Below are 11,491 nucleotides of genomic sequence, written 5' to 3'. Positions count from 1 at the left end.
CGTCACCTACGACCGCTACACCGGCGACCGGGTCGCGATAGGCCAGGCGCTGGCCGCCGAACGCGGGCTGGCGCTCATCCCGCCCTACGAGCACCCCCACGTGATCGCCGGCCAGGGCACCGCGGCCCTGGAACTGCTGGAGGAAGCGGGAACGCTGGACACCCTGGTCGTCCCGGTCGGCGGTGGTGGGCTCATCGCGGGCAGTTCGACGGCGGCGAAAGCGCTGCAACCGGGGATCCGGGTCGTCGGCGTCGAGCCCGCCGCGGGCGACGACACCAAGCAGTCGCTGGCCGCCGGGGAACGCGTCGCGATCCCCGTGCCCCGCACCATCGCCGACGGCCAGGCCGCGGAAATCCCCGGCGAGCTCACCTTTTCCATCAACCGGCACCTGGTCGACGAGATCGCGCTGGTCACCGACGACGCCGTCCGCGAAGCGATGCGCTTCCTGTTCGAGCGCCTGAAGCTCGTCGCCGAACCCAGTGGCGCGACGGGTATCGCCGCGCTGCTCAGCGGGCAGGTGGCGGCGCCGGGCCGGGTCGGCGTGATCATCAGTGGCGGCAACGTCAGCCCGGAGCGGTTCGCGGAGCTGGTCGGCGGCCGGTGACCTGACAAGAGCGGACAGGATCTTCGCGGCCGCTCTCCGCCGGCGGGATTCCGTGGTGCAATGGCCTTTCGGTCCGGCGGGGCCCGGCACCGGGGAAGGTGCACGGCATGAGGCACAAGCGTACGGCCGGTCGGCGCATCGCTCTTGCCCTCCTGGCGCTGACGACGTCGTGCGGCGTCGTCGCCGGTGCCGCGCCGGCCACGGCGGACGCGGCCGTGACGCCGTCGCTCGAGTTCGCGAACCCCGGCAGCCAGGCCCTGTTCGGCGCGGCGTACGCGGCCGCGCTGGACAACCTGCTGCGCACCAACACCATCGGCTACGACGCCCGCTACGACAAGAGCGGCCTGCTCGACCCGGCCGTCGGCCTCGTCCGCGCCGGCGGCGGGTACGACCAGCCCTGGACCCGTGACGCGTCGGTCAACAGCTGGAACGCGACGAGCCTGCTCTCCCCGGCGCTGGCGAAGAACACGCTCTGGGCGGTCGTCGACAAGGACGCCGCCGGCGCCCTGCGGGTGCAGCAGGACGACCAGCAGTGGGATCAGGTCGTCTGGGTGAGCGCCGCGTGGAACCACTACCTGGTCACGGGCGACCGGCAGTTCCTCGACAACGCCTACCGCGCCGCGGGGAACACCCTGACCATCCGGGAACACGCCACCACGGCGGGATTCAACACCACGTACGGGCTGTTCACCGGCCCGTCGTTCTTCAACGACGGCATCGCCGGCTACCCCGCGCCGCCCGCCGACGCGACCGAGTCGGTGAGCACGGGCAGCTCGCCGTGGCCGGGTGTCGCGAGCGGGATGTACCTGAGCACCAACGAGGTCTACTACGCCGCCTACGTCAACGCGGCGAACATGGCCGAGCGGCTCGGGCGTCCCGCCGCCGAGATCGCCGGCCTCCGTACCAAGGCCGTGGCGCTGAAAACCGCCATCGACAACCACTTCTGGAACCGCGCGACCGGCCTGTACAACTACCAGCTGCTCGCCGACGGGTCGCCCGGCGCCTACCAGGAGGGCACCGGGCTGGCGTTCGCGATCCTCTTCGGCGTCGCGGACCCGGCCCAGGCCCGGTCGATCCTCGCCCACGCTCACGAGATGACCTGGGGCATGCCCGACACCTACCCGCACTGGGACCGCTATTCCGCCGCCCAGCCCGGCCGGCACAACGCGATCGTCTGGCCGCTCGTGCAGGGCCTGTGGGCCAAGGCGCTGGCCCGGCAGGGTGACCAGAACGGGTTCGCCTCGGAAACCGCGCGCCTGGCGAAACTCGCCACCGGCAACAGCGGGTTCTGGGAGATCTACAACGGGGACACCGGCGTCGTCGACGGCGGTTACCAGCGGCTGGGCGACACGGTGAAGTTCCACTGGGGTTCCGAGCCCGACCAGACCTGGTCGGCCACCGCGTTCCTGGACATGGTCCACACGGGACTGTTCGGGCTCACCTTCACCGACGCCGGCCTCGCGTTCACCCCGGACCTGCCCGCCGGCTGGGGTGACGTCACCCTGCGGACCCTGCGTTACCGCGCGGCGGACCTGACGATCGCGCTGCACGGGGCGGGCGCCACGGTCGGCTCGTTCACACTCGACGGCCGCGCCGTGGCCGGCAACACCGTCCCGGCCACGCTCACCGGCTCGCACCGCGTCGAGATCACCCTCACCGGCGCGACCGGCGTCGACCGGGACGGCGACCGCGTGCCCGACGCCCAGGACCGCTGCGCCGACACCGCGGGCACGGTCGCCGGCTGCCCCGCGCCCGGTCACCTCGAAGCCGAGGACGCGTACAACACCGGCGGGGTCAAGACGAACGTCAACCACACCGGTTACTCCGGCCGCGCGTTCCTCGACGGGCTCTGGGCCCAGGGCGCGGCGTCGTCGTTCACGCTGCACCGCACGTCGGACGGCGCCACGACCGGCGCGATCACCCTGCGGTACGCGAACGCCAACAACGACACCCGCACGATGACGCTGTCGGTGGACGGCCGGGCGGTCCGGCAGGTGAGCTTCCCGAAGGTCTCCGGCAGCTGGGACGACTGGGGCACGGCGACCTTCGCCGACGTCCCCCTGACCGGCCGCGACCCGGTGGTGACCCTGTCCTACGCCGCGGGCGACACCGGCTCGATCAACCTCGACTGGCTCGAATACCACGGTTCCTGAGGCTCTTCGTTTGGCGGCCGAGGCCGCGGGTACCTGGTCAGGAGACGGCGAGCTCGGCCGCGTTCGAGCTCAGGCGCTGTGGCCTCGATGGCCCGCGACCGCCGCGACCACCAGCTACCCCTCGGTCGAGAAATTTGAGGAGCCCTTTCATGGCGAACAAAGACGAAGACGTCATCGCATTGCTCAAGCGGCAACACCGGGAAATCGGCGAGATGTTCACCGAGCTCGAGACCGCGAAGGGTGACCGGCGCACGGAGGTCTTCCGGTCGCTCGTGCGCCTGCTGGCGGTGCACGAGACCGCGGAGGAGGAGGTCGTGCACCCCGAGATCCGCGACCTCGAACCGGCGGCGGAGTCCGTGGTCGAGGCCCGGCTGGGGGAGGAGCACCGGGCCAAGGAGCTGCTGACGACGTTGCAGTCGATGGGCCCCGACGCCGAAGGCTTCGACACCCTGCTCGGGCGGTTGCGTGAGGACGTGCTGGCGCACGCGAGGCGCGAGGAACGGCACGAGTTCCCGTTCCTGCGCGCGCACCACACCCCGGAGCGGCTGCGGGCGATGGCGGCGACCGTCCGGCTGGCCGAGGCGGTGGCGCCGACCCGCCCGCACGCGGGCGTGGAGAGCGCGAAGGCGAACCTGCTGCTGGGCCCGCCGGCCGCGATCATGGACCGGGCCCGCGACGCCATCCGGACCGCGCTCGGCAAGTGATCGGTTTGACGGCGTCCTGGGGCGGGTAGTGATCTTGCCGATGGTCCCCACCGAGGAGGTTCCCGTGTCCGGTCGTCGCCTGCACTTCGTTCCCGAGACCAAGGGCTGGTGCGCCCTGTACCTCGTCGTCGGTCTCCTGCTCACCGTGAGCCCGATCTGGCAGATGGTCCACGCCGGCGAGGTCGCCGTGTTCCCGGCCATCGCGGTCGTGGCCGGTCTCGCGCTGGCCGTCACCGCGGTGATCGGGCTGGCCGCGCCGCGGTTGCGGGGCCGCTGACGGCCGCGGCTCGTATCATGCGACGGTGAGTTACTCGACGGACCCGCGGGCGGCGCGCAGCCGGGAGGCGATCCTGGTCGCGGCGCGGCGGTTGCTGGCCGACGAGGGACCCGCCGCCGTCACCCACCAGCGGCTCGCGCAGCGGGCCGGCGTGGGCCGGGCCACCGTCTACCGGCACTGGCCGCGCCCCGACCAGCTGCTCCTCGACGTCATGGCCGGCGCCGACCTCCCGCTGTTCAAGGAGCCCGCGACGCCCGTCCGCCCGTGGCTGCACCGCCAGCTCCGGCAGCTGGCCGACGAGCTGCTGCCCCCGGCCGTGGCCGGCCTGTCGCTCACGCTGATGCAGTCGGCGATCTGGGACCCGGAGATCGCCCGGCGGCGCGACGAGTCGAACAAGGTGATCAGCGAGCGGATCCAGGCCGCGATCCGGGCGGCGGTCGACTCCGGTGAGCTGGAGACCGGCGTCGACCCGGCGGACCTGCCGGCGATGCTGGTCGGGCCGGTCGTCTACCGCACGGCCATGCAGCGGGCCGAGGTGTCCGACGACCTCGTCGACCGGCTCCTCGACGGCGTCGGGACCTGGCGCGGCTGAGCACCCGGCCGGGTGTGGGTAACCGCCGCCGAAAGCCCGGTACGAGTGGAAGTTTCCGACCTCTCCTCCGGCCGGAACCGCTCCTAGGGTCATGCGCATGCCTGAGCAGTCCCGCGGTCTCACGGACGGGCTGATGCAGCCACGCCCGCTCACCGTCGCCCACGTCCTGGAGCGCGCCGAACGGCTCTACGCGCACAAGTACGTCGTCACCGCCGACGGCCGGCGGCTCACCTACGCCGAGGTGGCCGGGCACGCCCGGCGCCTCGCCACCGCGCTGGACTCCCTCGGCGTCCCGGCCGGTGCCCGCGTCGGCACCTTCGCCGGCAACAACCGGCGCCACCTGGAGGTCTACCTCGGGGTGCCGGCCGCGAAGAGGGTGCTGCACTCGATCAACATCCGGCTCTCGGCCGAGCACCTCGAGTACATCGTCAACCACGCCGAAAACGACGTCGTGTTCGTCGATCGCGGGCTGCTCCCGCGGATCTGGCCGAGCGCCGGCCGGCTGCCGACGGTGCGGCACTGGGTGGTCATGGACGACGGCACCGACGGCGAGATCCCGTCGGACCCCCGGATCCTGGACTACGACGCGCTGATCGCCGGTGCCGAGCCGTTCGCCGGCTCGTTCGAGGACGCCTTCACGCTCGCGGACGAGAACCTGGCCTCCGGGCTCTGCTACACCTCCGGCACGACCGGGCCGCCGAAGGGTGTGCTCTACAGCCACCGGTCGACGGTCCTGCACTGCCTGGGGACGCTCGCGGCCGGCTTCATCGGCCTCCGCGAGAGCGACGTCGTGCTCCCGATCGTGCCGATGTTCCACGCCAACGCCTGGGGCCTGCCCTACGGCGCGATGATGGCGGGTGCCTCGCTGGTCCTGGCCGGCGCGTCCGCGGAACCGGCCCACCTGCTGCGGCTGATGGAGGCCGAGCGGGTGACCGTCGCCGGTGCGGTGCCCACGGTCTGGACGAGCCTGGCTCCCGAGCTGCGGGCCTACGACCTGGGGGCCACGCGGATCCTGCTCAGCGGCGGTTCCGTCGTCGCCCCGGCGCTGTCCGAGACCTACCGCGCCGCGATCGGCGTGCCCATCACCCACTCCTGGGGGATGACGGAGGTCAGCCCCACCGGGGTGATCGGCGGCACGCGCACCCAGCACCGGGACGCGACCGAGGCGGAGCAGGTGGCCGTGCGAGCCGCCCAGGGCCAGCCCCTGCCGCTGGTGAACATCCGGATCGCCGACGTCGAGACCGGCCGGGAGCTGCCGCGCGACGGGCAGGCCGTCGGCGAGCTGCAGGTGGCGGGGCCCTGGGTGGCCGGGGGCTACTACCGGGTGGACGCCCGCGACAGCTTCACCGCCGACGGCTGGCTGCGCACCGGCGACCTGGCCACCATCGACGCCGACGGGTACCTGCGGCTCGTGGACCGGATCAAGGACCTGATCAAGTCCGGGGGCGAGTGGATCTCGTCGGTCGAGCTGGAGACCGTCATCGCGTCGCACCCCGACGTCGTCGAGGTCGCCGTGATCGGCCGCCCGGACCCGCGGTGGATGGAACGCCCCGTCGCCTACGTCGCCCTGCGCGAAGGCGGCACCGCCACGGCGGACGACCTCCTGGCCCACATCGCGCCGCTGGTCGCCAAGTGGTGGCTGCCCGACGAGTTCGTCTTCCTGGCCGCGCTGCCCAAGACGGGTACCGGCAAGCTCTCGAAGACCGAGCTGCGGGAGGCGGCGCGGATCGCCTGAGGCGCGTCAGGCCGGCCCGTCGAGCGTCCGGAGCTGGTGCAGCCGGAGCCCGAGCCGCAGCTCCAGGTCGTTCTCGTGGCGCCAGTCGACCCCCAGGACGCTGCCCGCGCGGTCCAGTCGCTTGAGCAGGGTGTTGACGTGCACGTGCAACGCCCGTGCGGTCGCCGCGACGTTCGCCTGGTGGTCGTAGTACGCGGTGAGCGTTTCGACGAGATCGGTGCCGCGCCGCCGGTCGTAGTCGAGGAGCGGGCCGAGGGCGCCGTCGAGGAACCGGTCGAGCTCGCCGGCCCGGTCGGGGTCGAAGACCATGGCGTACAGGGCATAACGACGGGTGGTGGCGCCCGTGTCGGTGTGCCCGAGCGCCCGCATCACGGCGCCGCAGCGGCCGGCCAGTGCGAAGGCCCGTGACCAGTCCTGGTCGATCGCCCGCTCCCCGACGACGACGAGGGGGACGCCCAGCGTGCGCCTCAGTCTACTGTGGACTTCCTCGACGGTCCGCTCGTCGTCGGCGCCGGGCAGGATCATCGTGGCCCGGCCCAGGTGTTCGCCGGCGAGCCCGCTCCGCTCCCGGGCGATGTCGTGCAGGTGGCGGGAAAGGTCGGTCGACGACACGGCCGGGGAGACCGCGACGAGGACCAGGTCCAGCCGGTCGGCGTCGATGTCGCGCGCGCGGGTGCGGGCGCGCTGGGCCGGGCTGATCCCGGGGCTGCCGACCATCAGCTCGGTCAGGAGCTCGCCGCTCAGCCGCTCGCTGGCCTCGGCCACCGCCCGCTCCTTGAGGATGAGCAACCCGAGGATGTGGGTGGCCCGTTCGAGGGTGCGCAGGTCCGTGTCGTCCGGAACCTCGTTGCCGGCACGGGCTTTCCGGCTCCAGGCCAGCGCGCCGAGGTAACTGTCACCCGCCTGGATCGCCGCCACGCTGCGGGTCGTGCCGCCGGCGCCGGGCGAGGTCGTGCACCGGCCGGAGCGGCGGGCGGCCGCCACGGCGCCGGCCAGGTCGGTCTCCGACGGGCTCGGGCACGGGCCCGACGCCGAGTCCCGGTGCACGGGCGTGGTCCCGGCCCGGTCGAGGAGCGTGACGCTGCCGCCCAGCTGGTCGGCCAGCAGCTGGGCGACGTCGCCGGGTGTCCCGCCGCCCAGCACGACACCGGTCAGGGCTTCGTGGATCGCTTGCGCCCGCTCGATCTTCCGGTACGCGCCCCGCAGCTCGCGCAAGGCGGTCCGGCTCGCTTCGTAGAGCCGGGCGTTGTCGAGCGCGACCGCGGCGTGGTCGGCGAACGCGTTCAGCAGCGCGATTTCGTCGGCCTGGAAGGACCGTTCGGACCGGTCGGCGGCGAACAGCGCGCCCACCGCTTCGCCCCGGATCACGAGCGGCACCCCGAGCAGCGCCACGAGGTCTTCGGTGACGACCAGGCGGTCGAAGTTCGGATCGTGCTCGATCAGCGTCGACGTGGCGTAGTCGCGTACCCAGTGCGGGCTCCGCGAAGCCAGGACCCGGCCACCGAGCCCGACCGTGGTCGGGATGGCCGCCGCGAGGAACTCGGCGGAGATCGTGCCCTCCGACGCCCGGGCCGACAGCCTGCCGTCCGCGCCCACCAGCGAAAGGTAGGTGAAGTCCGTGCCGATCAGGTCGTGGGCGTGGTGCACGATCGACTGCAGGACGTCGTCCAGCTCGCCCAATGCGGTGAGCGACTTGACGGTCGCGTACAACGACGCCAGCTCGCGCCGGCGGCGCACGAGCGAACCCGGTTCCGCGTCATCGGTCACGGCGCCATCCCCTCGGTGTCGGGTGGGCGAAAGACCCACCGGCACGGTGGGAGGAGTGGGTGGTCCACACCTGAACCGCAGCGTAACGGCGCCTTAATATGACCGCCATCACCTGGCTGCGCTCAATGACGAAGGCGGCACCATGGCCATCCCGCTCACCGATCCCGAAGGACAGTCCGGCCGGGTCGAGCCCGATCCGGCCACGACCCGGCGCCGGGCCTTCCGCAAGCTGCTGGCCGCGGGCCTCGTCGGCAGCTCGATCGAGTGGTACGACTTCTTCCTCTACGGCACCGCGGCCGCGCTCGTGTTCCCCAAGGTGTTCTTCCCGCACTCCTCGGCGCTGACCGGCACTTTGCTCGCCTTCAGCACGTTCTGGGCGGGCTTCGTGGCGCGGCCGATCGGCGGGGTGCTCGCCGGGCACCTCGGGGACCGGTACGGGCGCAAGCCGGTCGTCGTCGGCTGCCTGGCGATCATGGGGGCCGCGACCTTCCTGATCGGCTGCCTGCCCACCGCGTCGGCCGTCGGCGCGCTGGCCCCGATCCTCCTGGTCGTGCTGCGCTTCATCCAGGGGCTCGCGACCGGTGGCCAGTGGGGCGGCATCGTGCTGCTGCTCACCGAGTCCGCCGGTCCCAAACGGCGGGGTTTCGCCGGAACCTTCGGCCAGACCAGCGTTCCCGTCGCCGTGATCGTCTCGAACCTGATCTTCGTGGCGGCCAGCGCCCTGATGCCGGACGCCGCCTTCCTCAGCTGGGGCTGGCGCATTCCGTTCCTGCTCAGCGTCGTGATGTTCGGGGTGGTGCTCTACATCCACGTCAAGGTGGAGGACAGCCCCGAGTTCCGCGAGCTGCAACGGGAGGTGGGCAAGCCCGACGTCGCGGTGGTCCGGGCGCCCCTGGCCCAGGTGCTGCGCAGCAAGTGGGGCACCATCCTGCTCGGCTGCGGGATGCTGTCCGCCACCAACAGCCTGTTCTACGTCAGCATTTCCGGCCTGCTGAGCTACGGCACCGGAACCCTCGGGCTCAAGCGCAACGGCTTGCTCGCGGTCGTGCTGCTCGCGTCCGTGGCGATGCTCGTGATCATCCCGTGGTCCGGGCACCTCTCGGACCGGATCGGCCGCCGGCCGCTGATCCTGCTCGGCGGCCTGGGTGTCGCGGCCTGGGGCTTCCCGTACTTCGGGCTCGTCAACACCGCGTCCCTCCCGCTGATCTTCGTCGCGGTGACGGTGGGATTCGTCTTCCAGTGCCTCACCTACGGCCCGGTCGCGAGCTTCCTCGGCGAGCTGTTCGCCCCCGGCGTCCGCTACTCGGGCGCGTCGCTGGCCTACCAGCTCTCCGCGATCATCGTCAGCGGCGGCACGCCGTTCCTGATGACCGCGCTCATCGCGAAGACCGGGAGCACGGTGGCGGTCGCCGCCTACATCACGCTGATGGGGCTGATCACCTTCGCCAGCGCGTGGTTCCTGCCGGAGACGAACACCGCCGAAGTCCGCGCGGATCCGGAAGCCGTCCCGGGCACGCACCTCTACCGCTGAGAGACGAGGCCGAAGTGAAGCGGACATCGAGAACCCGCCTGCTCGCCGTCCCGGCGATGCTGGTCCTGACGGCGGCCGTCACGGCCGGCCCCGCCGCCGCGACGGCGTTGGCGCCGGCGTGCGCCGGGCTGGCCCAGCTGAAGATCCCGGCGTCGGTGATGAGCCTGCCGACCACCGGCGGCCGCGTCACCGCGGCGTCGGTCATGACGAGCGTGGTCAGCGGCAAGACGATCCGGTACTGCCAGGTCGACGCCGACCTCCATCCCGTCGACCCGGCCGCGCCCGCCATCAAGATGCGCGTCGACCTGCCTGAGGGCTGGAACCACAAGGCCATGATGTTCGGTGGCGGCGGCTTCAACGGCACGATTCCCGATCCGGCGTCGAACGTGCCGTTCGGGCCGGCCGACCAGCCGGTGCCGCTGGCCCGCGGGTACGCGACGTTCGCAAGCGACTCCGGCCACCAGCAGAACCCGGCGTCCCCGCCGTCGCTCGACGGCTCGTTCGGGGTGAACGACGAGGCCCTGAAGAACTTCGCGGCCGGTGACGCGCTCAAGAAGACGCGCGACGCGAGCCTGTTCCTCATCCGGCGCGCCTACTCCGCGACGCCCGCCGAAGTCTTCTTCGCCGGGGGTTCGACGGGCGGCCGCGAAGCACTCAACGTCGCCCAGCGGTGGCCGACCGCGTTCGACGGCGTGATTTCCGCCTTCCCGGCCTGGAACAACCTCGCCGCGATCCTGGATCTGGGTTACCTGGCCCAGGTTCTGTCGCGCCCTGGCGCTTTCCCGGGCGTGGACAAGCAAACGCTCCTCTACAACAGCGTCATCGGCGCGTGTGACGGCTTGGACGGCGTCAAGGACGGGGTCGTCTCGAACCCGGCCGGCTGCCACTTCGATCCGCGCGCGTTGCGCTGTCCCGGCGGTGTGGACGCTGGTCCGGCGTGCCTGTCGGATCCCCAGATCGGCGCGGTGCAAGCGATGTCGTCACCGTTCCGGTGGCCGTACCGGGTCGCCAGCGGCGAAACCGGCTATCCGGGCTTCCCGTTCCTCTCGGGCGCGGACATGCGGACGCCGTTCCTCGGGTTCGGGACGACCGCGCCCGCCAACCCGATGCCCGTGACGAGCGGGTACGGCCTGCAGTACTGGGACCAGTGGGTCAAGTACTTCCTGACCCGGGACCCGAACCAGAACTCCCTCGCCGTGGATCCCCGCCACCCCGGGAAGTGGCTCGCCCGGATCAGCGCCCTGTCCACGATCGAGGACCGCAACAACGCCGACCTCGGCCCGTTCGCCCGCGCCGGCGGCAAGCTGATCCTGCTGCACGGTGCGGCGGACGAGCTGGTCTCCCCGTACTCGACGAGCGACTACTACGAGCGGGTGCGCCACGAGGTGGGGCCCCGGGCGACCGACGCGTTCCTGCGCTACTACGTCGTGCCCGGGGCGAACCACGCCAACTTCGGCACCCCGGCGTTCGCGGCCGGCTGGGACTCGCTCTCGGCGCTCGAGCACTGGGTCGACGGGGGCGGGCCGCCCACGAACCCGGTCGTGACCGACCTGACCCACCCCCGCACCCGTCCGCTCTGTGCCTACCCGGCCTGGCCCCGCTACCGCGGCGGCGATCCGGACCAGGCCTCGAGCTTCGTCTGCACCCGCTGACGAAACCTGCTTCAGGAAGCGCTGCAACTGACGCTGGGCCAGTTCCAGTTTCCGTTGTGCTGGATGGTGACTCCCCAGTTGTTGCCGTTTCCGTTGGGTGTTGCCACGAGGACCTGGCTGCTGGGCCAGGTGGCGTTGACGTTCCAGGTGGCGCTGATCCGGGCGGGGCTGGGCACGGTCATGGTGACCGTCCAGGTGCTGGAGCCGCTGACCGAGACGTTGAGGTTGTACCGGTCGCTCCAGGACTGTCCCGCCGACAATGAAGCGGTGCAGTTACCGCCGCCTGGTGTGGTGGGCGTGGTGGTGGGGTTTGTCGGTGTGGTGGTGGGAGGGGTGGTGGTCGTGGTCGTGCCGCCGCCGGAGTTGAGGACGTTCAGCACCGAGTTGTAGGCGGCTTTTTTGTTGCCGTTGCCGTCGAACAGGAGGGGGCTTTCGCCGGAGCGCCAGGAGTCGCTGTCTCGTACGCCCCACACGGT

The 11,491-nt window shown here is 71.8% G+C and carries 10 protein-coding genes; 8 read left to right on the top strand and 2 right to left on the bottom strand.

Translation table 11 applies throughout. From position 1 onward, the window contains the following. From ACGFMK_RS47840 to ACGFMK_RS47815, 6 genes are all read left to right on the top strand, one after another. Positions 1-604, top strand: a 604-nt coding sequence (locus tag ACGFMK_RS47840) for a pyridoxal-phosphate dependent enzyme (RefSeq protein ID WP_392778380.1), incomplete at its 5' end; no start/stop codon positions are given. 107 nt (positions 605-711) lie between these two features. Further along, on the top strand, positions 712-2,757 hold the full coding sequence (locus ACGFMK_RS47835) for a glycogen debranching protein (RefSeq protein WP_392778377.1): 2,046 nt from the start codon (positions 712-714) through the stop codon (positions 2,755-2,757). Between the two features lie 149 nt (positions 2,758-2,906). Next, on the top strand, positions 2,907-3,461 hold the full coding sequence (locus ACGFMK_RS47830) for a hemerythrin domain-containing protein (RefSeq protein ID WP_392778374.1): 555 nt from the start codon (positions 2,907-2,909) through the stop codon (positions 3,459-3,461). Positions 3,462-3,525: 64 nt separating this feature from the next. Then, complete coding sequence (locus ACGFMK_RS47825) at positions 3,526-3,738, top strand: hypothetical protein (protein ID WP_392778371.1); 213 nt, start codon at positions 3,526-3,528, stop codon at positions 3,736-3,738. Between the two features lie 25 nt (positions 3,739-3,763). Beyond that, entirely contained in the window at positions 3,764-4,330 is a 567-nt protein-coding gene (locus ACGFMK_RS47820; protein WP_392778369.1) for a TetR/AcrR family transcriptional regulator, read from the top strand. A 97-nt stretch (positions 4,331-4,427) separates the two neighbouring features. Beyond that, positions 4,428-6,065, top strand: coding sequence for a long-chain fatty acid--CoA ligase (locus tag ACGFMK_RS47815; protein WP_392778367.1), 1,638 nt, complete (start codon positions 4,428-4,430; stop codon positions 6,063-6,065). Positions 6,066-6,071: 6 nt separating this feature from the next. On the opposite strand, the gene ACGFMK_RS47810 is transcribed toward ACGFMK_RS47815, so the two are convergent. Further along, positions 6,072-7,832, bottom strand: coding sequence for a helix-turn-helix domain-containing protein (locus ACGFMK_RS47810; RefSeq protein ID WP_392778364.1), 1,761 nt, complete (start codon positions 7,830-7,832; stop codon positions 6,072-6,074). Positions 7,833-7,974: 142 nt separating this feature from the next. Between ACGFMK_RS47810 and ACGFMK_RS47805 the strand changes: the two genes are divergently transcribed. Beyond that, entirely contained in the window at positions 7,975-9,363 is a 1,389-nt protein-coding gene (locus tag ACGFMK_RS47805) for an MFS transporter (protein WP_392778361.1), read from the top strand. A gap of 56 nt (positions 9,364-9,419) precedes the next feature. Further along, positions 9,420-11,015 carry a tannase/feruloyl esterase family alpha/beta hydrolase gene (locus tag ACGFMK_RS47800; RefSeq protein ID WP_392778383.1) on the top strand — a complete coding sequence of 532 codons (1,596 nt, stop codon included), beginning with the start codon at positions 9,420-9,422 and terminating at the stop codon, positions 11,013-11,015. Positions 11,016-11,026: 11 nt separating this feature from the next. On the opposite strand, the gene ACGFMK_RS47795 is transcribed toward ACGFMK_RS47800, so the two are convergent. Continuing rightward, the coding region (locus tag ACGFMK_RS47795) for an endo-1,4-beta-xylanase (protein WP_392778358.1) at positions 11,027-11,491 on the bottom strand (465 nt) is incomplete at its 5' end.

Origin of the sequence: Amycolatopsis sp. NPDC049252 (genome assembly GCF_043197175.1) — a bacterium.
GTDB lineage: Bacteria > Actinomycetota > Actinomycetes > Mycobacteriales > Pseudonocardiaceae > Amycolatopsis.
Note: the sequence above shows the minus strand (reverse complement) of the source record. Positions and strands in the feature narration are given on the sequence as shown.

Coding starts and splice junctions, on each gene's coding strand:
- ACGFMK_RS47835 (WP_392778377.1), top strand. CDS start 712: ATGAGGCACAAGCGTACGGCCGGTCGGCGCATCGCTCTTGCCCTCCTG.
- ACGFMK_RS47830 (WP_392778374.1), top strand. CDS start 2,907: ATGGCGAACAAAGACGAAGACGTCATCGCATTGCTCAAGCGGCAACAC.
- ACGFMK_RS47815 (WP_392778367.1), top strand. CDS start 4,428: ATGCCTGAGCAGTCCCGCGGTCTCACGGACGGGCTGATGCAGCCACGC.
- ACGFMK_RS47805 (WP_392778361.1), top strand. CDS start 7,975: ATGGCCATCCCGCTCACCGATCCCGAAGGACAGTCCGGCCGGGTCGAG.
- ACGFMK_RS47800 (WP_392778383.1), top strand. CDS start 9,420: ATGCTGGTCCTGACGGCGGCCGTCACGGCCGGCCCCGCCGCCGCGACG.